We start from the raw sequence: 20,364 nt of genomic DNA on the forward strand, positions 1-20,364 counted from the left end.
CGCTTTGCTATTGCGAAGCACCCGTTTGGTCAAGGCCCGCTGTTGCGGGCAGCAGATGCGTTACCCCGACGGCACCGGCGCGGGCGATTTGGGGGTCAAGGGACATCGGAATATACTCGCCGCGCCGCCAGCGCTCGCCCAGATTGTCATAATGCGATGACAGCGGATGGCCCGATTGCCCGGTCGAGATGATATAGACCGAGTTATCCGGGTCCGAGAAATCATAGACCCCGCGATAGGCCGCCGCATGGACGTTCAGGAACGGCTCATCCCCGCTGCCCAGCGTCAGGCCGCGCATCAGCGTATTATCTCCGCCGCTGGACGATTGGCGGATATTCACGATCCAGCCCAGCAGCGGCACATCGCCCAGCACCGGATGGTCGCTGGTGGCCACATGGGCATCGCCCCAGCGCAGGGATTCAATGGCATCGCCGTAATGTTCGGTGACCCAGATCAGCGCATCATCCAGCGCAAGGCGGGCGATCGTGTCGCAATCCTCGACCTGCGCCGATTGGATGATATCGCACCAGATGGCTGCGCCATCCGTGTTGCGGAAGACGCGTTCGATGAAGACGGGGTCGACATGGGTGAACCGGTCGGCAAGGGGGCCCAACTCGTCGCGGATGATGCGGTCCTGCAGCGCACGCATCCAGGCGGAATAGATCAGCGGCTCGGGCAGGTGTTCGTTCATCTCGCCGTTCCACGCCGCCAGCAGCGTCAGGGCGCGCTGGCGCAGACGTTCGGGCGTGCCCTCGGGGGCGGCTTCGCCGGTGAACCACAGATTGGCAGCGATCAGCGGCAGCAGCGCGCGCGCGGTGGGGCTGACGGTGTCGAGCTGCGCCTCGATAAAGCTTTGGCGCGTATGAACCTGGCGCTGCTGCATCAAGTGTTCCCAGCGCAGGATACGCTGCGTATCGCCCCAGACAAAGCTCATGTGATCGGGGAAGGGCGCGTCGACCACCTTGTTGTTTGTATTGCCGATAATGCCGTTATCCGCGCCGCGAAACTCGGGGTTGTCGGCGTAGGGGCGCAGGCCCTGCCAGCGGTTTTGCGGCAGATAGCCATAGCTGGGCATCCGGCCCTGACTGTCGTGTTCGGGATCGCGAATGGGAAACGCGCCCAAAGTTTTCATGCCGATATCGGCGCGGTCGGCCAGCACCAGATTGACCGATGGGGCGATGAAGCCTTCGGCGGCGGTGATCGCGCCCGCCACGGATCGCGCGCCCATGATCCGCCGCGCCGCGCTGTAGGAGGCATCATCGCGCGCGAGCGCCGTCCAAGCGATCGAGGTCACATGCCCCTGCGGCCGGATCGTGCCAAGGTCATATTGGTCGGGCGGCAGCACCGGGCCGTTGTCTGTCCATTGCAGGCGCAGCGTGACGGCGGGCGCGCCTTTGATCTGGATGATGGAATCGCGCGTCTCGAACAGCTTCCAGCCGTCTGGGGTGCGATATTCATTGGCGTTGGCGGGATTGACCTCCTCGATATAGACATCAAGGTCGTCGAGGTAACTGGCGGTAATACCCCAGCCGAGGGTATTGCTGCGGCCCGACAGCACCAGCGGGATGCCGGGGATCGTTGCGCCGATCACATCGCCTGCGCGAAGTTGCAGGCGCGCCAGATACCACAACGCGGGGGCGGTCAGCCCCGTATGCGGGTCATTGGCCAGCAGCGTGCCGCCACTTGCGACGCGCGAGGGGCCAGCGGCAAAGGCGTTCGAGGCGCCCTCGAACCCCGGCATGGGTGCAGCTTGCAGCATGTCGCGGGTGGTTGTGTTCAGCGCAAACTGGGTCGGCACGTCCTGGACAATCTCGGCATAGCGCGGCAGGGCGGCCAGCCCGTCGCCGGGGGCGTCAGGCAGCAGATCGGCGACACGTTCGGGCGGCAGCAGCAGCGAGGCTTGGGCGCGCAGCACTTCGGCCGGGATCTGCGCCTGCAGTTGCAGCGCCATCAGCTTCATCACGCCAAGGCTATCGGCGGGCTGCCAGGGCGCGATGGCATGGTTGAACAGCCACATCTCGGGCGCGCCGCGGCCCAGCGCGCCGCGGTTCACTTCCGCCAGCCAAGCGTTGACGCCCGCGCTATAGGCATACAGCGCAGCAAGCCCCGCCTCGTCCTGTGCGGCGACCGAGTCTGTTGCCGCGCCATAAAGGTCGAGCCGCCGCATCAACGCATCGCTGGCATAGCTGCGCTGACCGAACAATTCCGACAACGTGCCCTGCACGGTACGGCGCGCCACGATCATCTGCCACAGCCGGTCCTGCGCATGGGCATAACCCAGCGCGAAATAGGCGTCAGAATCATTGGCGGCGAAAATATGGGGCACATCCGCCAGATCGCGGACGATTTCGACCGGGGCGGTGATGCCAGAAACCGTTGCAGTTGCATCATAATTGGGCAGCGAGCGCGACAAAAAGAACCAGATCAACCCGATGACGACAGCCGCAAACACGATGAGCCCAGTTGCAATGCGCAAGAGCCAGCGGAAAATCAAAATCATCGGCGAAACCTGTCGTCTGTTTGTGGGCACGCGCCTTGCAGGCCCGCGCGCTATCGCTATCGTCTTTTACAAATCAAGGCGAGAGGGGCAAGAAATGGCGAAGGTCGCATTTTTGGGATTAGGCGTGATGGGCGGGCCGATGGCAGGCCATCTGGTGGCCGCAGGGCATCAGGTCACGGTCTATAACCGCACGACGGCAAAGGCCGAGGCTTGGGTCGCCGCACATGGCCACGCCTTTGGCGAGACGCCGGAAAAGGCGGTGGCGGGCGCGGAATTCGTGATGACCTGCGTCGGCAATGACGATGATCTGCGCGCGATCTGTGCGGCGGCGTTTCCGGCGATGGCACGAGGCGCAACTTTCGTGGATCACACCACCGTGTCCGCGAAAATCAGCCGAGAAATGGCCGCTTTGGCCGAAAGCATGGGGCTCAATTACATCGACGCGCCGGTATCTGGCGGGCAGGCGGGCGCGGTGAATGGCGTGCTGTCGATCATGTGCGGCGGCCGGCCCGAGGTGTTCGAGGCCGCAGCCCCGATCATGGCCGCCTATGGCCGGATTTGCAAATTGCTGGGGCCTGCAGGCGCGGGTCAATTGGCCAAGATGTGCAACCAGATCGCCATTGCGGGTGTGGTGCAGGGGCTGGCCGAGTCGCTGCATTTCGCGAAATCGGCGGGGCTTGATGGTGCCGCGCTGGTCGAGGTGATCAGCCAAGGCGCGGCTGGCAGCTGGCAGATGGGCAACCGTGCCGCCACCATGCTGGCGGGCGAATATGATTTCGGCTTTGCCGTCGATTGGATGCGCAAAGATCTGGGCATCGTGCTGGATGCGGCCGAGGAAACCGGCGCCAGCCTGCCGCTGACCGCGCTGGTCGATCAATTCTATAAGGATGTGCAAAAGCTGGGCGGCGGTCGCTGGGATACATCCTCTCTGCTCGCGCGGCTTGAGAAATTCTAAAGAAAAGGGCCGGGGATCACCCGGCCCACACTCATTTCTCACTCATTTTTCCGGCAGCAGGCCGCGCGGGCTGAACCGCAAGACCAGCAACAACAACAGCCCCATCAGGAACAGCCGCGTATGGGGCGCGACATCGGTTAGGCGACCGCGCAGCCAGCCCTCGGGCATGGCGGCGGTGATATAACCGACAAGCTGTTGGCTGATCGGCTCGACCATGACCCACAGCCACCAGACCAGCATCCCGCCCAGCACCGCGCCAAAGTTGTTGCCCGATCCGCCGACGATCACCATCACCCAGATCAGGAAAGTAAAGCGCAGCGGCTGATAGCTGGACATCACAAGCTGGCCGTCCATCGTCGCCATCATCGCGCCTGCAAGGCCGCAAAGCCCTGATCCGATGACGAAAATCTGCAAGTGACGCTTTTTCACATCCTTGCCCATCGCACCTGCCGCGTTTTCATTGTCGCGAATGGCGCGCATCATACGCCCCCAGGGTGAATTCAACGCCAGCTGCGCCAGCACCAGCAGCACGATGACCACAGCCGCAAACATCAGCGAATAGTTCAACCGCACAAAGACGGTCGAGGCGGTGACCGCGTTCATGCCCAGATTGGCGGCCGCCGCGACAAATTCGGGCGAATTCTGCAAATCCAGCTCGTAGGGCACGGGACGGGGGATGCCGTTCACGTTTTTCACGCCGCGCGACAGCCAATCCTCGTTCTTCATGACGGCAAGGATGATCTCGGCAATGCCCAGCGTCGCAATGGCGAGGTAGTCCGAGCGCAGCCCAAGGGTGATCTTGCCGATAACCCACGCGACAGCCGCCGCCATCAGCGCCCCAACGGGCCATGACAGCACCACCGGCAGTCCCAGCCCGCCGAGATAGCCGGTCGAGGAGGGGTTCACCGCCTCGACCGCCTGCGTGCCGGGGACATAGACAAAGCGGAACAAAGCATAGCCGACCAGCACGATGGCGGTTGTGATCAGCCCTCGGCGCGGACCCGTGGGCAGGCGTTGATAGGTCATCACCGCAATGACAATCGTCGCGCCACCAATAAACAGGCCGATCACGATCCGAAGGCCGCCGGCCTGCCACGCATCAATCGTGGGCGGCATCGCGGTCAGCACCGCGCCCAGACCCCCCAGCGCGACAAAGCCCATCACCCCGATATTGAACAGCCCAGCATAGCCCCATTGCAGGTTCACGCCGAGGGCCATCACCGCCGAGATCAACCCCATATTCAGGATGATCAGCGCAAGGTTCGCGTTATAGGCCCAGCCCGTCCAGACCAGCAGCAACGCCATCCCAAGGAACAGCAGCAGCGTGCGAAGGCTTTGGTTTCCAGTGGTTTGCACATGGGTGCTCATAGCGATTTCCCCCTGAAAATGCCGGTCGGGCGGAACAGCAGCACGATGATCAGGATCGCAAAGCTGACGGCGAATTTGTAATCCGTGCCCAAAAGCTGCACGAGGCCCGCAGGCGCCAGCGCGTCAGGCAGCAGATAGGTCAGCACCTTTTTCCACGCATAGGTCACGATCACTTCGGAAAAAGCGATGATGAAACCGCCCGCGATGGCACCCAGCGGATTGCCAAGACCGCCCACCACCGCCGCCGCGAACATCGGCAGCAGCAGTTGGAAATAGGTGAAGGCCTTGAAGCTTTTATCCAGACCGTAAAGTACGCCCGCCGTGGTGGTCAGCGCCGCGACGATGATCCAGGTGACCATCACCACGCGGTCGGGGTTGATGCCCGATAGCAGGGCCAGATCCTCGTTATCCGAAAAGGCGCGCAGGGATTTGCCGGTGCGGGTGCGGTTCAGGAACCAAAACAGCAGTGCCACGGCAATGGCGGCGGTCACCACAGTAATCACCTGCGTCATGCGCAGCGACAGCGCCTCGTCCAACCCCGACCAATCGCGAAATTCGCGTGCGGCGATGATGAACCGGGTGCCATCGGCGAAGAGCACATCATCGACACCGATGCCGAACCGGACGACAAAGTTCATGATGAACATCACGCCCAGCGACACCATGGTCATCACGACCGGCGCGGCGCGGCGGCGGCGATAGAACCGAAACACGGTGCGGTCCATCAGCAGCATCATCAGCGCGGTGACGATGATCCCAAACGGCAGTGCCAGCAGCGCGGTCGGGAAGGGGCCAAAGGTGATCCCTAGGCCCAGCAGCAGATTGGTAAATCCAATCGTGATCATCGTGCCAAAGGCCATATTATCGCCATGGCCGAAATGCGAGAACCGCAAAATGCCATAGATCAGTGTTGCCCCCAGGGCCCCGAGCGCAAGCTGTGCCCCATAGGCGGTGGCGGGGATGATGATGAAATTCAGCAGCGCGACGCCGGCGTTTATCAGATCAAGCATCCTCAGCCCCCCAAAAACGTGCGGCGGACATCGGGATCGGCCATCAGCTCGGCCCCCGAGCCGGTATAGGCATTCGCGCCTTGCACAAGGACATAGCCGATATCGGCGATCTCTAGCGCTTGGCGGGCGTTTTGTTCGACCATCAAAATGGTGATCCCGCTGCGTGCGATTTCGATAATCCGATCAAAGAGTTCATCCATCACAATCGGGCTGACGCCTGCCGTCGGCTCGTCCAGCATCAACAGTTTGGGCTGGGTCATCAGCGCGCGACCCACAGCGACCTGCTGACGCTGGCCGCCCGACAGCTCACCCGCATGTTGGCGACGCTTGGTGCCGAGGATCGGAAAGAGTGTATACACCTGTTCCAGCGTCGGACGGATGTCGTCGCGGCGCAAAAAGGCCCCCATTTCAAGGTTCTCCTCGACGGTCATCGAGGTGAAAATGTTATGCGTTTGCGGCACAAATCCCATGCCCTGCGCCACGCGGTCCTGCGGCGACAGGGCGGTGATATCGGCGCCGTCCAGCGTGACGCTGCCCTCGCGCAACGCCAGCATCCCGAAAATCGCCTTCATCGCGGTGGATTTTCCGGCACCATTGGGGCCGACGACCACGCCGATCTGGCCTTTTTCCACGCTGATCGTCGCGCCGTTCAGAATATCCGCACCGCGCCCATAGCCGCCGCGCATCGCGCTTGCGTTCAGAAACGTCATGCGGAGACCACCTTATTTTTCAGACCGGTGCCAAGGTAAGCCTCGATCACCGCCTCGTTTTGCATGATCTGATCGGCCGAGCCCTGGGCCAGCACCTGACCTTCGGCCATGACGATCACCGGATCACACAGGCGACCGATGAAATCCATGTCATGCTCGATCACGCAGAACGTATAGCCGCGCTCGCGGTTCAGGCGCACGATGGCATCGCCGATCGTGTTCAGCAGCGTGCGGTTCACGCCGGCACCAACCTCGTCCAGAAAGACGATCTTGGCATCGACCATCATGGTGCGGCCCAGCTCCAGCAGCTTTTTCTGCCCGCCCGAGATATTCGCCGCCTTTTCATCCGCCAGATGGCTGATGGTCAGGAATTCCAGCACCTCATCCGCCTTTTGCCGCAAGGCGCGTTCCTCGTCCCGGATGCGGGTGCGCTGGAACCAGGCGTTCCACAACGTCTCGCCCGATTGGCCGCCGGGCACCATCATCAGGTTTTCCCGCACCGTCATCGAGGAAAATTCATGTGCGATCTGAAACGTGCGCAGCAAGCCTTTGTGAAACAATTCATGTGGGGGCAGGCCGGTGATATCCTCGCCATCCATTTCGACCCGGCCCGATGTGGGCGGCAGGCGGCCTGCGATGACGTTGAACAAAGTGGTCTTTCCCGCGCCATTGGGGCCGATCAGCCCGGTGATAGAGCCGGTTTCAATGCGCAACGACGCGCCGTTGACGGCGCGAAAGCCGCCGAAATGCTTGTGCAAGTCGTGGACAACGATCATGCAAATCTCCCTGTGGCGGCCTGCCCATCTGGGGGCACCGCGGGTTATCCCGTCTGCCGCAAATGAATGGGGGCGCGCCCGCGGCACGCCCCCTTTGAAATCAACGCCAGTTCACGACGTTCATGGCACCATCGGCGAATTCAACCTCGCGATAGCTGCCCGCGCTTTCGCCGGGGCCGATCAGCTCGACCGCCGAGGCACCGACATAATCGACGTCACCGCCGCCTGCGATGATTTCCAACGCTTTGGCAATCTCGCCGGGCAGGATCGGCTCGCCGGGGGCGTTGGCAACAGTCATGACATGCTCTTTGTAAACCGCAGGATCGCTTGAGCCTGCCGCCGCCATGGCCAGAATGATCAGCGCCGCCGCATCATAGCTTTCCGCCGCAAAAGCCTCGGAGCCGTCAAAGCCCGCAGCTTCGGCCATTGCGATGAACGCATCGCGCCCGTCACCTTGGGCCGAGGGGTTTTGCCCGAACGAGCCGGTAATCTCGCCCGCAAACCGCTCTTCCAGCGCGACCGAGACCATGCCATCGGGGAATTCAAAAATGTCAAAGGCTGCCGTATCGATGGCATTGCGCAGGATACCGCCGCCGCCTTGGTCGATATAACCCGCGATCACAAGGACTTCGCCGCCAGCCGAGGCCAGCGAGGCCACTTCCGCCGAATAATCCGCCTTGCCGTCATCATGGGGCGCATTGATCGTGACCGTGCCGCCCGCTGCGGTAAAGGCCGCGGCAAAGCTGTCGGCCAGGCCCTTGCCATAGTCGTTATTCGTGTAGGTGACGGCAACCGTGGTGAAACCGCGATCGGTCAGGATCTCGGTCATCACTTCGCCTTGGCGGGCGTCGGACGGCGCGGTGCGGAAGAACAGCCCGTTATCCTCGACCGTCGACAGCGCGGGCGAGGTGGCCGAGGGCGAGATCATCACGACGCCATTGGGCAAGGCGACGTTTTGCAATTGGGCAATCGTCTCGCCCGAACACATGCCGCCGATGATGCCCTTGACGCCCTCGGCACTGATCAGGCGTTCCGCCGTGGCGGTTGCGGCCGCCGCATCGATACAGGTCGAGTCGCCCGTGACAACCGACACGCTTGAGCCGCCGAGGAAACCTGCGGCATTCGCCTCGGCCACAGCCAGATCAACCGCCGATGACATCGCCGGTGCAATGCTTTCCAAAGGCCCGGTGAAACCGATAGACACACCAAGCTTGATGTCTTCCTGGGCCATGGCCGCCCCCGCCAAAAGCGAGACTGCGGTCGAGGCAAGTAGAAGCTTTTTCATTATTCTCTCCCTTGTTGGACTATTGTCCTATTGGTCAGGATAACGTCGGGTCACCAAAAAGAAAGCCACTTGGCGGCGTGTGATCAGGGAAACAGCAGCTTTCACTTTCAATGCCCGAATGGGATGCAAGTTGAAAAAACATTGCTATGTTGACGCGTGGGGCTATAAGCCTCGGCACGTCGCGTCACAGCAACCCGCAGCGCGATGATTTTTTAACGGAGACCAAGATGACCGAGTGGCAAAAAGCCGGCTGGCGCAACCTTCCTCGCGTACAGATGCCCGACTATCTCGACAGCGCGCAGCTGGCGAATGTCGAGTCCCGCCTTGCCTCTTATCCCCCCTTGGTTTTTGCGGGCGAGGCGCGCCGCCTGAAATCGCTGCTGGCGCAAGTCTCGCGCGGCGAGGCGTTCTTGCTGCAAGGCGGCGATTGCGCGGAAAGTTTCTCGGCGTTTTCGGCGGATAACATCCGCGATACGTTCAAGGTGATGCTGCAAATGGCGGTCGTGCTGACCTATGGCGCCAAGGTGCCGGTGGTGAAAGTCGGCCGTATGGCGGGCCAATTCGCCAAGCCGCGCTCGGCCCCGACCGAGGCGATCGGCGGCATCGAGCTGCCCAGCTATCGCGGTGACATCATTAACGGCTTTGATTTCAATGAGGGCGCGCGCGTGCCTGACCCCGAGCGGATGCTGCAAGCCTATCTGCAATCGGCCGCCACGCTGAGCCTGCTGCGCGCCTTTTCGACCGGTGGTTATGCCGATGTGCGCAAGGTCCATGCCTGGACGCTGGGCTTTACCGGCGCGCCCGAGGCGGGCAAGTACCGCGAGATGGCCAACCGCATTTCCGACGCGCTCGATTTCATCGAGGCCGCCGGTATCCGCGACGAGGCCGCCCATGTGCTGCAAACGGTTGAATTCTTTACCAGCCACGAAGCGCTGCTGCTGGAATATGAAGAGGCGCTGACCCGCGTCGATTCGACCACCGGCAAATGGCTGGCAGGTTCGGGCCATATGGTCTGGATCGGCGACCGCACGCGTCAACCCGATGGTGCGCATGTTGAATATTGCGCCGGTGTGCAAAACCCGATCGGTCTGAAATGCGGCCCCTCGATGACGTCGGATGATCTGAAACGCCTGCTCGAGCGTCTGAACCCGCAAAACGAGGCGGGCCGTCTGACGCTGATCGCACGCTTTGGCGCGGGCAAGGTCGGCGACCACCTGCCGCGTCTGATCCAAACCGTTCAGTCCGAGGGTGCGGATGTCGTCTGGACCTGTGACCCGATGCACGGCAACACGATCAAATCGACCACCGGCTATAAAACCCGTCCGGTCGATTCCGTGATGCGCGAAGTGCGTGAGTTCTTTGCCATCCATAATGCCGAGGGCACCATCCCCGGCGGCGTGCATTTCGAGATGACCGGCTCGGACGTGACCGAATGCACCGGCGGCGTGCGCGCGGTCACCGACGAAGATCTGTCGGACCGTTACCACACCGCTTGCGATCCGCGCCTGAACGCCAGCCAATCGCTGGAGCTGGCCTTCCTTGTCGCCGAAGAACTCTCCAACCGCCGCAGCGCCGTGGCGCGGCAGTTGGCGGTCTGATCAGTCGTTTCGCACAACCAGTCGCAGGTGATCCCTGCGGCTGGCCCGGCGCGTCGCAACTGCGGCGCCGGTTTTAACCAGACGCAGGGCAGGCGCCTGCGCGATCGGCGTAAAGCGCGCCTTATCCGCGCCGTGAATCGGGGCGATCCGCTCGGGCAGGCCGTCAAAGCTGCAGCGATGCAGCCCGCGACTGTCGGTATCCTCGAAAATCATGGCGCAGATGGCGCGGGTCACCTGACCCTCGCTGCTGGCCAGCGGCAACATCATCATCTGGCCGCGCGCGCGACCCATGCGGATATTCGCCTCGATCACAGCGGGCTGCGTCAGCACCTGTTCGGTCAAGTCCTGCAAATGTGCCCGCGCACCGCCCTGAAACAGCGCGGAAAAGGGCATGCCGCGCACATCGCCGTCGAACAGCTTGTCGATTTCGGTGCCGGCGACGCGCACGCGCGTCAGGCCGGGGGCGATGGCCTCGATCACCAGCGAATAGGGCAGAACGGCGTCAACCTGCGAGGGATCAAAGTCATAAAGCGCGGGCGCGCTGGCGGCCCCGCGCAGGCGCTGCCAATAGAATTCCAAGGCCGCGAACGAGCGGCGAATTTCCTCGCTTCCTTGGCAACGATACTGATGCGCATGAGGCGTGCCGTGCATGACCAACTCCAACCAGACGTGGTTACTGAAACCTTACCTTTGTGTAGCACGCTATCTCAGCGTTGAGATCTCGAAAGTAAAAGAGTGGTTAATCCGCCCGTTGGCCGCAGATTGCTGCGGATTTAAGCTTGCAGCGCGGCGCAAAGCTGGGCAGTCAGGCTTTATATGATATCTGGAATGACCGACATGACCACGCCGCGCCAAGCCGCCCCGCGTCAGGGGCTTTTGATCATCTTGTCCTCGCCTTCGGGCGCGGGAAAATCGACGCTGTCGCGCCGTCTGATGGCCTGGGATGAGACGCTGCGATTCTCGGTCTCGGCCACGACGCGTGCGCCGCGGGCGGGCGAGGTGGATGGCGAACATTACCATTTCATGACGCGCGACGGCTTTGGCCAGTTGATCGCCACCGATCAGATGCTGGAGCATGCCGAGGTCTTTGGCAATTATTACGGCAGCCCGCGCGGTCCGGTGGAAATGGCGATGGCGCAGGGCCGCGATACGCTGTTCGACATCGACTGGCAGGGCGGGCAACAGATCCGCAACTCGCCGCTGGGGGCGGCTGTTGTGTCGATTTTCATCCTGCCTCCCTCGATTGCCGAGCTGGAAAGCCGTCTGCGCGCGCGCGCGCAAGACAGCGAAGAGGTGATCGCGAAACGTATGCGCGAAAGCATGAACGAAATCAGCCATTGGGCGGAATACGATTACGTGCTGGTCAACGAGGATCTGGATCAGGCCGAGGCGCAGCTGATCACCATCATTCAGGCCGAACGCGCCCGTCGCAGCCGCCAACCTTGGCTGAATGGCTTTACGCGCGGTCTTCAGCAGGAATTTACATTGCGTGGCACGTCGTCATAATTCCGTTTCGTTTCGCCCGGATAAGCGCGAGACGAAGGAGACCGACATGCCCGACAATCTGAACGCCATCATTGGCGCGCTGGATTTGCCCGCTTTGATTATCTCGCCCGAGGGTCAGATCATCGCGCATAACGCGGCGGCGCGGGATTTGATCGGGATGGATATGGTCGGGCTGCCCCATGCGGCGGTGCTGCGCCAGCCTGCGGTCAGTGCTGCGGTTGATCTGGTGCTGTCGGGCGCGCCTGAATCGCGGGCGCGACTGACCCAGCGCGGTGCCTCGCGCGATTCGATCTGGCAGATGCGCGCCGCCGCATTCGAGGGGCAGCGCCGCGCCATTTTGGTGACCTTTACCGATCTGACCGCAGTCGAGGAGGCGAACCAGATCCGCCGCGATTTCGTCGCCAATGTCAGCCACGAGCTGCGCACCCCGCTGACCGCGATCATGGGCTTTATCGAGACATTGCGCGGCCCCGCCCGCGATGACCCCGGCGTGCGCGGCCGTTTTCTGGATATTATGGAGCGCGAGGCCAACCGTATGGTGCAGCTGGTCGATGGCCTGCTTTCGCTGTCGCGGGTCGAGGTGGATGAACGCGTCCGCCCGACGACACCCGTGGATCTCAAGGCGCTGGCCGAAGAAACCATTGCCGCGCTAGAGCCTTTGGCCGCGCAGGGCAATAATACAGTCACCCTGCACGCCGAACCCGGCAATTGGATTGTCCCCGGCGATATCGGGCAGTTGCATCAGGTGCTGCGCAATCTGGTGCAGAATGCGCTGAAATACGGCGGGCCGGACAAGAATGTCGTGATCGCGTTGCATCCGGCGCAGTTCGATGTGGCTTTGCGCGCGACAGCCGTACGGATCGACGTGCAGGACGAAGGCCCGGGGATCGAGGCGCACCACATTCCCCGCCTGACCGAGCGGTTCTATCGCGTCGATGCGCATCGCGCCCGCACCGTGGGCGGCAGCGGCCTTGGCCTTGCGATCGTCAAGCATATCGTGAACCGCCACCGCGGCCGGTTGGCGATTTCCAGCACACCCGAAAAGGGCAGCACGTTCAGCGTGCTATTGCCGCAAGAGTGATCCGTTATACGTCTTGCGCGGAATTTCCCCCTCGCCATCCCTTGACCTTTGAAGGCGATGGGTCACATATCAGCTTACCAAGGCATTGAAAGGATTAGTCCCATGGCTTTCACCCTTCCGGAACTTCCCTACGCCCACGACGCACTTGCCGCCAAAGGCATGTCGCGTGAGACGCTGGAATACCACCACGACCTGCACCACAAGGCCTATGTCGACAACGGCAACAAGCTGATCGCCGGCACCGAGTGGGAGGGCAAGACCCTCGAAGAGATCATCACCGGCACCTATAATGCCACTGCTGTTGCGCAAAACGGCATCTTCAACAACATCAGCCAGCTTTGGAACCACAACCAGTTCTGGGAATGGCTGTCGCCCGAAACCGTCGCCATCCCGGGCGAGCTGGAAAAGGCCCTGACCGAGTCCTTTGGTTCGGTTGCCAAGTTCAAAGAAGAGTTCTCGGCCGCTGGTGCCGCCCAATTCGGTTCGGGCTGGGCATGGCTGGTCAAAGACAAAGACGGCAGCCTGAAAGTCACCAAGACCGAAAACGGTGTGAACCCGCTGGTGTTTGGTCAAACCGCATTGCTGGGCGTCGACGTGTGGGAACACTCGTATTACATCGACTTCCGCAACAAGCGTCCGGCCTATCTGACCAACTTCCTCGACAATCTGGTCAACTGGGAAAAGGTTGCGTCGGCGCTTTAAGCCGCCTACAGATTTCGAACCAGACCCGGCGCTGTGGCGCCGGGTTTTTTCTTGGGTGAGACATGCGCGACTTGCAGCAATCCTCGGGCGTTCTGGCCCTGATCGGCACCTATCTGCTCTGGGGCTTTATCGCGATCTATTTCGGGGCGGTCTCGCATGTGCCGCCGATGGAAGTGCTGGCCTATCGCGTGTTCTGGGCGGCAGTGTTTTATGGGTTGATCCTGCTGGTGCAGGGGCGGTTCAGCGAAGTGCCCACGGCCATGCGCGATCCGCGCAAGCTGCGGCTGATGCTGCTGGCCGGGCTGATGATCGCCGCGAACTGGCTGCTGTTCATCTTTGCCGTCAGCAATGGCCACGCGACCGAGGCCTCGATCGGTTATTACATCCTGCCGCTGATCGCCGCTGTCACCGGCTTTGCCGTCTTTCGCGAAAAGCTGGGGCGCTGGCAGATCGTCGCACTGCTGATCGCGGCCAGCGGCGTGCTGGTGCTGACGCTGGGCCTTGGGCGCGCGCCATGGGTCAGCCTGCTGCTGGCGGGCACGTTCGTCATCTATAATGTGATCAAAAGAACGCTAAAGGATGTGCCCTCGCTGGTCTCGGTGATGGCCGAGGTGATCTTGCTGGTCATTCCCGCCGCGCTTTATCTGGTGTTTTTCGGCGAGACGCTGTGGCAAGCGCCGCTGTCGCCCGCCTGGTGGCAGGATCAACTGCTGCTGATGTTGGCGGGGCCGATTACGGCCATTCCGCTGATCTTGTTCGGTTATGGCGCGCAACGGGTCAGTATGGCCACAACGGGGATCATCTCTTACATGAACCCCACGATGCAACTCCTTGTTGCAACGCTTTATTTCCACGAGGCGCTGACGATCTGGCACGGTGTCGCACTGGCGCTGATCTGGCTGGCCCTTGCGGTCTATACCGGGGCCAGCCTGCGGGCGCATCACGCCGCGAAGTAAGGCTTCAGCGCGGCTTCGATCTCTTCGACCGTGTTCACCACCGTGGTGTAGGACAGCAGGCTGCTTTCGGCAAAGCCCTGCGCCACGATGTTTTCCAAAAGCTGCACCAGCGGGTCCCAGAACCCGTCGACATTCAGCAAAAAGATCGGCTTTTGGTGCAGGCCGATCTGGCGCCAGGTCAGCACCTCGAAATACTCGTCCAGCGTGCCTGCGCCGCCGGGCAGGACGACGATGGCATCCGCGTTCATGAACATGACCTTTTTGCGTTCATGCATCGTCTCGGTGATGATCAGCTGATCCAGTTGGCGGCGACCAACCTCGCGCTTCATCAGATGGGTGGGGATGACGCCCACGGCCGCGCCGCCGGCCTCTTGTGTGGCGCTGGCGACAAGGCCCATCAGGCCGACATCGCCCGCGCCGTAAATCAGGCCCCAGTCATTGCGCGCGATCATCGCACCCGTGGCACTGGCCAGTTCTGCATAATGCGCCAGCGTGCCATAGCGAGAGCCGCAGTATACGCAGATTGATTTCTTGGTCAGCGCCATGAATTTACCCCTAAACTGTTTCCTTCAAGTCTCAGGTCCCAGATTAGTTGGGGCGGGCGGGTAACTCAACGCATGTCGAACTCGTCACGATGACAGGATTGTGTCACATCCTGTTCAAATTCTTGATGGGATTCGGATAGGCAGTGTCAAAGACGGTGAAAATTATCCTTGGGTTGCTGGCGGCTGCGGTTGCCTTTGTGGTGCTGATCCTGTTCGGCACAAGCGCGCGCATGACGCCCGGCACCCAAGTTCCCGCAGCAGCAGCAGAGGCACCCGCCGTCGCACCGCCAGAAACAGCAACCGCTGAGGCCGATACGGCCGAGCAACAGTCCGCCGCCGCAACGCCTGATCCGGCTGCGGATGCTGCGCCCGAACCTGAGCCCGTCGCGGATGAACCCGCCGCCCAGCCCGCACAGGACGCGCCGCGCCTTGATGTCGTGCGTCTGGCCGGAGATGGTCTGGCTGTTGTCGCCGGAAATGCCGCACCGGGCAGTGATGTGACGATTGTGGTGGATGGCGCGCCATCGACCACGGTGACCGCCAGCGCGGATGGCAGTTTTGCTGGCGTTGTCGATATCGGCGCCAGCGATGCGCCGCGCGTCATCGGCTTGCAAACAGAAACGGCCGACGGTCCCGTTGCCAGCTTGTCCGAGGCGATCCTTGCGCCGAACCCGCCCGCAGCAGCGCCTGAACCTGTCGAAGTGGCTGATGGTGAGGCGGCGGGTCAAGTGCCGACCGAAGGCGAACCCGCAGATGAACCCGCAGAACAATTGCCGGTGCAACAGGCCGCGCCGACGATCCTGATCACCGATGCCGATGGTGCGCGCGTGATCGCCGCGCCTGCGCCGCTCTCTGCCGATGCGCCGGCGCAGCTGCTGCAGACAATCTCCTATAATGCCGCCGGGAATGTGCTGCTGTCCGGCCGCGCTGCCGGTGTCGGTGGGCGCGTTGCGATCTATGTCGATAACGTGCTGCTGGGCTTTGCCGCGGTCGCCGATGACGGCAGTTGGAGCCTGCAACACGACGGCATCGACCCCGGTCGCCACACGTTGCGCGTCGATTGGCTGGACACGGAGGGCCGTGTGCGCAACCGTGTCGAGACGCCTTTCCTGCGCGAGGACGAAGGCGCGCTGGCGCAGGCCGTTGCAACCGAGGCCACTGCCGCCACCACCGGCATCGCCAGCCGCACCGTGCAACCCGGCAATACGCTCTGGGCTATTGCGCGCGAACGTTACGGCAGCGGCATTCTTTATGTGCAGGTGTTCGAGGCGAACCGCGACCGCATCCGCGATCCCGATCTGATCTATCCGGGCCAGATTTTCGACCTGCCGGATCTGCCGGAATCGCCCGATCGCCCTGCGACGCCGTAACCGCGCAGACGCACTGGCGCATCCCGGTCCAAGGGACTAGGGTGCGCCTCCTTGGGAAAAGGGGGCAACATGCACAGGCCGCGTATTTCAATCACTGACGCTTCGGCAAAGCCGGTGCAGGGCCTTTCCATCCTGCGGCGCGTGCTGCCCTATTTGTGGCCCGATGGCGCGAATTGGGTGAAATACCGGGTGGTTGCGGCCCTTGTCCTGCTGATGATCGCGAAACTGATCACGGTTGCGACGCCTTTGTTTTACAAATGGGCGGTCGATAGCCTGTCGGGCGTGGTCAGCGGGCCCGCGGGCATGATGGCGCTGGGGGCGGTGGGCCTGACCGTCGCATATGGCGGCGCGCGTCTGCTGACGGTCGGCTTTCAGCAGCTGCGCGATGCGGTCTTTGTGCGCGTCGGCCAGCGGTCGCTGCGGATCATCGCGGGACAGGCCTTTGCGCATATGCATCAACTTTCGATGCGCTATCACATCACGCGCAAGACCGGCGGCCTTAGCCGCATTATGGAGCGCGGGATCAAAGGCGTCGACTTCCTGCTGCGGATGTTCGTCTTTTCGCTGGGGCCCTTGGTGCTGGAGCTGGTGCTGGTCTGCGCCACCTTATTCTTTCTGTTCGACGTGCGTTTCCTGCTGGTCGTTGCGGGCACGATTGCCGCCTATATCGTGTATACATTGCTGGCGACCGAATGGCGCGTCCGCATCCGCCGCAAGATGAACGAGCAGGACAATGACGCCAATCAAAAGGCCATCGACAGTCTGCTGAACTTTGAAACGGTGAAATATTTCGACGCCGAGACGCGCGAAGTGAACCGCTATGATTCGGCGATGGAGAAATATGAGGATGCCGCCGTCAAAACTGGTGTCTCGCTGGCCGCGCTGAATTTTGGCCAATCGCTGATCATCACCCTTGGCCTGACCGCCGTCATGGTGCTGGCCGCGATGGGGGTGCAGGATGGCACGATGACGGTTGGCGATTTCGTCATGGTCAACGCCTATATGATCCAGGTCACCCAGCCGCTGAACTTCCTTGGCACGATCTATCGCGAAATCCGGCAGGCTCTGGTCGATATGGGTCAGTTGTTCGATCTGATGGGCGAGGCGGCCGAGGTCAAGGACAAGCCGGGCGCGCCCGCGCTGCGGATCACCGGCGGCGAAATCCGCTTTGAGGACGTCCGCTTTCACTATGCCCCGGATCGCGAGATTTTGAAGGGCGTCAGTTTCACCGTGCCCGCGGGCAAAACGCTGGCGCTGGTCGGCGCGACGGGATCGGGGAAATCCACCATCGGGCGGCTGTTGTTCCGGTTCTATGACGTGACGGGCGGACGCATCTTGATCGACGGCCAAGATATTCGTGACGTGACCCAGGAATCGCTGCACCGCGCCATCGGTGTGGTGCCGCAAGACACCGTGCTGTTCAACGACACCATCGGCTATAACATCGGCTATGGTCGCGCAGGCGCCACGCAGGCGCAGATCGAGGATGCTGCCCGCGCCGCGCAAGTCCATGATTTCATTGCCAGCCTGCCCGAAGGCTATGAGACGCAGGTGGGCGAGCGGGGCTTGAAACTCTCGGGCGGGGAAAAGCAGCGCGTGGGTATTGCCCGCACGCTTTTGAAAGATGCGCCGCTGTTGCTGCTGGACGAGGCGACATCTGCACTCGACACCAATACCGAGATGGGCGTGCAAGAGGTGCTGGCGCGGGCCGAGGCGGGGCGCACCACGATTTCCATCGCGCACCGCCTGTCCACCATTGCCGACGCCGACGAGATCATCGTTCTGGATCACGGCGCGGTGGTCGAACGCGGCAGTCATGGCGGGCTTTTGGCCCAGAACGGCCGCTATGCCCAGCTATGGGCGCATCAGCAAGCTTCCGACCAAGACTGACAGCAAGGCTTGGCTTGCGGCGATCCTGCCGCTAAAAGGATGCCAAGCCACTGTCCGCGCGGAACCTTTGCGGGGCACAGCAGGACATAAAGAATAAGGATCCATAGCGTGAGCCAAACCGATACTTTCATCGCCGAAGTGACCGAGGAAGTCCGGCGCGAGCGTCTTTTCACGTTTTTCCGCCGCTATGGTGGCATTGCGCTGATCGTTATCGTCGTGCTGCTGGGTCTTGCCATTTGGTACGAGGTCTCGCGCCATAACCAAACCGCCGAGGTGCGCGCGCGCGGCGATGCGCTGCTGAGCGCGCTCGAGGGGCCCGCTGAAGGTCGCGCAAGCGCGCTGGCGCAGATTGATGCGGGCGAGGGCGCTGTTGCCGCTGTCACCGCATTTTTGCAGGCCGATGCTGCCGCTGATGCGGGGGATGTCGCCGGTGCTGTTGCCACGTTGGACGCGGTTGCGCGCGATAGCGCTGCGCCGCGTCTTTATCGCGATCTTGCCACGCTGAAATCCGCCATTACGGGTGCGGGTGTCACTGACGCGAACCTGCGCCGTGCCGCCCTGGAAGGGCTGGTCGCACAGAACAGCACCTATCTGTCGCTGGCGCGTGAACAACTGGCGCTGATTGATCTGGAAACCGGCAATGTCGATGCCGCCCGCAGCGCGCTGCAGGCGATGGTTGATGATGCGGCCACCAGCGATGTGCAGCGCAGCCGGATCGCGGCGCTGCTCGAGGCGCTCGGCGCGCCGGTCGCGCAATAAATAGGGCGAGGAAAGATCATGCTGCGTCGCTCATTTTTGACCTTCACCGCCATGGGCCTGCTGGCCGCCTGTGGCAGCCGTAACCAAGAAATCCTGCCCGGCCTGCGCGTGCCGCTGCAAGGTGCCGCTGCGGCCGAGGCCACGGCCGCGCCCTCGGCGCTGCCGGCGGCGCAGGTGAACACCGCCTGGACCCATCGCGGCGGCAGTGCCACGCACCAGATCGGGCATCTGGCGCTGGGAAGTAATCTGCAGTCGGGTTTTGTCACCTCGATCGGTGCAGGCAATGACCGCCGCACGCGAATCGCGGCCGAACCTGTCATCGATGGCGGTCGCATCTTTACCATGGACGCGCGCGCCCGCGTCACCGCGCTGACGCTGCAAGGGGCCGAGATTTGGCGCCGCGATGTCACCCGCGCGGGCGTCTCGTCCGAGGCGGCCTCGGGCGGCGGTCTGGCGGTCGGCGGCGGGCGTCTGTTCGTCACCACCGGCTTTGGCCGCCTGCTGGCGCTGAGTGCCGAGAGCGGCGCCGTGCTGTGGGAACAAGATACCGATGCGCCGGGCGGCTCGTCGCCGACGGTTTCGGGCAATACGCTGTATGTGATGGGCCGCGATGGCCGCGCGCGCGCCTTTGATGCCGCCACGGGTCTGCAACGTTGGGCGGTGATCGGCAACGGATCGGATGCGGGCTATATTGGCGGCGCGGGCGCGGCAATCAGTGGCGATACGGTGGTGTTTCCGTTCTCGTCCAGCGAAGTCATGGGGCTGTTTCCGGGTGGCGGCGCGACGCGCTGGACCAATTTCGTTGCGGGCGCGCGCCCGGGCGATGCGGCGGGCGCATTCTTGACCGATATCGCAGGCGATCCGGTGATTTCGGGTGGCCGTGTGTTCGTCGGCAATGTTTCAGGCCGGATCGCGGCGCTGAACCTGCAAAACGGCGAAGAACTCTGGGCCGTGCGCGAGGGGGCCGTGGGCCGTCTGGCGCTGGTTGGCGAAGCCTTGTTCTTTGTGAATGACCAAAACCAGCTTGTGCGCCGCGACAGCCGCGGCGGCGCGCTGGTCTGGCGGCAAGAATTGCCGCTGTATCAGACCCGTCGTTGGGGTGGCCGCAACACGCGCTTTGTCCATTTCGGGCCGGTGATCGCGGGTGGCCGTGTCATTATCGCATCCTCGGACGGGATGCTGCGTCAGTTCGATGCGACCAGCGGCGCGCTGCTGTCCGAGGTGGAATTGGCCTCGCCCGCCGCGACCCAACCGATCGTCGCGCAGCAGGTGCTGTATCTGGTCACCGAGGATGGCAATCTGCGCGCCTTTCAATAGTCGGGCATAGGCGGCTTGCGGGGGGTTTCACATACC

The 20,364-nt window shown here is 62.5% G+C and carries 18 protein-coding genes; 10 read left to right on the forward strand and 8 right to left on the reverse strand.

Features of this window, described 5'->3' with window-relative positions; genetic code table 11:
* Nucleotides 1–7: 7 nt before the first annotated feature.
* Nucleotides 8–2,500 carry a penicillin acylase family protein gene (locus KVU_RS04430; protein WP_014537680.1) on the reverse strand — a complete coding sequence of 831 codons (2,493 nt, stop codon included), beginning with the start codon at nt 2,498–2,500 and terminating at the stop codon, nt 8–10.
* Nucleotides 2,501–2,594: 94 nt separating this feature from the next.
* On the opposite strand from KVU_RS04430, the gene KVU_RS04435 reads away from it, so the two are divergent.
* On the forward strand, nt 2,595–3,455 hold the full coding sequence (locus KVU_RS04435) for an NAD(P)-dependent oxidoreductase (RefSeq protein ID WP_044008032.1): 861 nt from the start codon (nt 2,595–2,597) through the stop codon (nt 3,453–3,455).
* Nucleotides 3,456–3,497: 42 nt separating this feature from the next.
* Here KVU_RS04435 and KVU_RS04440 read toward each other — a convergent pair whose 3' ends face one another.
* From KVU_RS04440 to KVU_RS04460, 5 genes are all read right to left on the reverse strand, one after another.
* Nucleotides 3,498–4,823: a branched-chain amino acid ABC transporter permease gene (locus KVU_RS04440; RefSeq protein WP_014537682.1), complete on the reverse strand. Its 1,326-nt coding sequence runs from the start codon at nt 4,821–4,823 to the stop codon at nt 3,498–3,500.
* Nucleotides 4,820–5,833 (reverse strand): branched-chain amino acid ABC transporter permease, encoded by a 1,014-nt coding sequence (locus KVU_RS04445; protein ID WP_013384136.1) that lies wholly within the window; start codon nt 5,831–5,833, stop codon nt 4,820–4,822. The genes KVU_RS04440 and KVU_RS04445 overlap by 4 nt, the downstream gene beginning before the upstream one ends.
* A gap of 2 nt (nt 5,834–5,835) precedes the next feature.
* The gene (locus KVU_RS04450) at nt 5,836–6,543 is read right to left on the reverse strand and encodes an ABC transporter ATP-binding protein (RefSeq protein WP_013384137.1); all 708 of its coding nucleotides are present in this window, start codon (nt 6,541–6,543) and stop codon (nt 5,836–5,838) included.
* Entirely contained in the window at nt 6,540–7,319 is a 780-nt protein-coding gene (locus KVU_RS04455) for an ABC transporter ATP-binding protein (protein WP_013384138.1), read from the reverse strand. The genes KVU_RS04450 and KVU_RS04455 overlap by 4 nt, the downstream gene beginning before the upstream one ends.
* Before the next feature lie 100 nt (nt 7,320–7,419).
* Nucleotides 7,420–8,604: an ABC transporter substrate-binding protein gene (locus KVU_RS04460; protein WP_014537683.1), complete on the reverse strand. Its 1,185-nt coding sequence runs from the start codon at nt 8,602–8,604 to the stop codon at nt 7,420–7,422.
* A gap of 227 nt (nt 8,605–8,831) precedes the next feature.
* Here KVU_RS04460 and KVU_RS04465 point away from each other — a divergent pair, with 227 nt between their 5' ends.
* Nucleotides 8,832–10,202, forward strand: coding sequence for a class II 3-deoxy-7-phosphoheptulonate synthase (locus KVU_RS04465; protein WP_014537684.1), 1,371 nt, complete (start codon nt 8,832–8,834; stop codon nt 10,200–10,202).
* Here the strand turns inward: KVU_RS04465 and KVU_RS04470 are convergent, their stop codons facing one another.
* Nucleotides 10,203–10,853, reverse strand: a complete 651-nt coding sequence (locus KVU_RS04470; protein ID WP_013384141.1) for a PAS domain-containing protein — start codon at nt 10,851–10,853, stop codon at nt 10,203–10,205. It abuts the gene before it with no gap.
* Nucleotides 10,854–11,030: 177 nt separating this feature from the next.
* Here KVU_RS04470 and gmk point away from each other — a divergent pair, with 177 nt between their 5' ends.
* The 4 genes from gmk (at nt 11,031) to rarD (ending at nt 14,447) form a co-directional block, all read left to right on the forward strand.
* Entirely contained in the window at nt 11,031–11,708 is a 678-nt protein-coding gene (gene gmk, locus KVU_RS04475) for a guanylate kinase (protein WP_014537685.1), read from the forward strand.
* 46 nt (nt 11,709–11,754) lie between these two features.
* The gene (locus tag KVU_RS04480) at nt 11,755–12,789 is read left to right on the forward strand and encodes a sensor histidine kinase (RefSeq protein WP_013384143.1); all 1,035 of its coding nucleotides are present in this window, start codon (nt 11,755–11,757) and stop codon (nt 12,787–12,789) included.
* A 102-nt stretch (nt 12,790–12,891) separates the two neighbouring features.
* Entirely contained in the window at nt 12,892–13,491 is a 600-nt protein-coding gene (locus KVU_RS04485; RefSeq protein ID WP_013384144.1) for a superoxide dismutase, read from the forward strand.
* A gap of 62 nt (nt 13,492–13,553) precedes the next feature.
* Nucleotides 13,554–14,447 carry an EamA family transporter RarD gene (rarD, locus tag KVU_RS04490; protein ID WP_014537686.1) on the forward strand — a complete coding sequence of 298 codons (894 nt, stop codon included), beginning with the start codon at nt 13,554–13,556 and terminating at the stop codon, nt 14,445–14,447.
* Here rarD and KVU_RS04495 read toward each other — a convergent pair.
* On the reverse strand, nt 14,432–14,992 hold the full coding sequence (locus tag KVU_RS04495) for an LOG family protein (RefSeq protein WP_013384146.1): 561 nt from the start codon (nt 14,990–14,992) through the stop codon (nt 14,432–14,434). The genes rarD and KVU_RS04495 overlap by 16 nt on opposite strands.
* A gap of 143 nt (nt 14,993–15,135) precedes the next feature.
* Here KVU_RS04495 and KVU_RS04500 point away from each other — a divergent pair, with 143 nt between their 5' ends.
* From KVU_RS04500 to KVU_RS04515, 4 genes are all read left to right on the forward strand, one after another.
* On the forward strand, nt 15,136–16,362 hold the full coding sequence (locus KVU_RS04500) for a LysM peptidoglycan-binding domain-containing protein (RefSeq protein ID WP_014537688.1): 1,227 nt from the start codon (nt 15,136–15,138) through the stop codon (nt 16,360–16,362).
* A gap of 69 nt (nt 16,363–16,431) precedes the next feature.
* Nucleotides 16,432–18,252 carry an ABCB family ABC transporter ATP-binding protein/permease gene (locus KVU_RS04505; protein ID WP_013384148.1) on the forward strand — a complete coding sequence of 607 codons (1,821 nt, stop codon included), beginning with the start codon at nt 16,432–16,434 and terminating at the stop codon, nt 18,250–18,252.
* 108 nt (nt 18,253–18,360) lie between these two features.
* A complete protein-coding gene (locus KVU_RS04510; protein ID WP_013384149.1) occupies nt 18,361–19,011 on the forward strand; it encodes a hypothetical protein in 651 nt (216 codons plus the stop codon).
* Nucleotides 19,012–19,029: 18 nt separating this feature from the next.
* The gene (locus tag KVU_RS04515; protein ID WP_013384150.1) at nt 19,030–20,328 is read left to right on the forward strand and encodes an outer membrane protein assembly factor BamB family protein; all 1,299 of its coding nucleotides are present in this window, start codon (nt 19,030–19,032) and stop codon (nt 20,326–20,328) included.
* Nucleotides 20,329–20,364: the final 36 nt, after the last annotated feature.

Origin of the sequence: Ketogulonicigenium vulgare WSH-001, assembly GCF_000223375.1 — a bacterium.
GTDB lineage: Bacteria > Pseudomonadota > Alphaproteobacteria > Rhodobacterales > Rhodobacteraceae > Ketogulonicigenium > Ketogulonicigenium vulgare.

Bases quoted from the DNA above. Each gene is read 5' to 3' on its own strand.
- KVU_RS04455 (WP_013384138.1), bottom strand. From the start codon at position 7,319: ATGATCGTTGTCCACGACTTGCACAAGCATTTCGGCGGCTTTCGCGCC.
- KVU_RS04445 (WP_013384136.1), bottom strand. From the start codon at position 5,833: ATGCTTGATCTGATAAACGCCGGCGTCGCGCTGCTGAATTTCATCATC.
- KVU_RS04470 (WP_013384141.1), bottom strand. From the start codon at position 10,853: ATGCACGGCACGCCTCATGCGCATCAGTATCGTTGCCAAGGAAGCGAG.
- KVU_RS04505 (WP_013384148.1), top strand. From the start codon at position 16,432: ATGCACAGGCCGCGTATTTCAATCACTGACGCTTCGGCAAAGCCGGTG.
- KVU_RS04485 (WP_013384144.1), top strand. From the start codon at position 12,892: ATGGCTTTCACCCTTCCGGAACTTCCCTACGCCCACGACGCACTTGCC.
- KVU_RS04435 (WP_044008032.1), top strand. From the start codon at position 2,595: ATGGCGAAGGTCGCATTTTTGGGATTAGGCGTGATGGGCGGGCCGATG.
- KVU_RS04515 (WP_013384150.1), top strand. From the start codon at position 19,030: ATGCTGCGTCGCTCATTTTTGACCTTCACCGCCATGGGCCTGCTGGCC.
- KVU_RS04460 (WP_014537683.1), bottom strand. From the start codon at position 8,604: ATGAAAAAGCTTCTACTTGCCTCGACCGCAGTCTCGCTTTTGGCGGGG.
- KVU_RS04495 (WP_013384146.1), bottom strand. From the start codon at position 14,992: ATGGCGCTGACCAAGAAATCAATCTGCGTATACTGCGGCTCTCGCTAT.
- KVU_RS04440 (WP_014537682.1), bottom strand. From the start codon at position 4,823: ATGAGCACCCATGTGCAAACCACTGGAAACCAAAGCCTTCGCACGCTG.
- KVU_RS04465 (WP_014537684.1), top strand. From the start codon at position 8,832: ATGACCGAGTGGCAAAAAGCCGGCTGGCGCAACCTTCCTCGCGTACAG.
- KVU_RS04430 (WP_014537680.1), bottom strand. From the start codon at position 2,500: ATGATTTTGATTTTCCGCTGGCTCTTGCGCATTGCAACTGGGCTCATC.
- KVU_RS04450 (WP_013384137.1), bottom strand. From the start codon at position 6,543: ATGACGTTTCTGAACGCAAGCGCGATGCGCGGCGGCTATGGGCGCGGT.
- KVU_RS04480 (WP_013384143.1), top strand. From the start codon at position 11,755: ATGCCCGACAATCTGAACGCCATCATTGGCGCGCTGGATTTGCCCGCT.
- gmk (WP_014537685.1), top strand. From the start codon at position 11,031: ATGACCGACATGACCACGCCGCGCCAAGCCGCCCCGCGTCAGGGGCTT.
- rarD (WP_014537686.1), top strand. From the start codon at position 13,554: ATGCGCGACTTGCAGCAATCCTCGGGCGTTCTGGCCCTGATCGGCACC.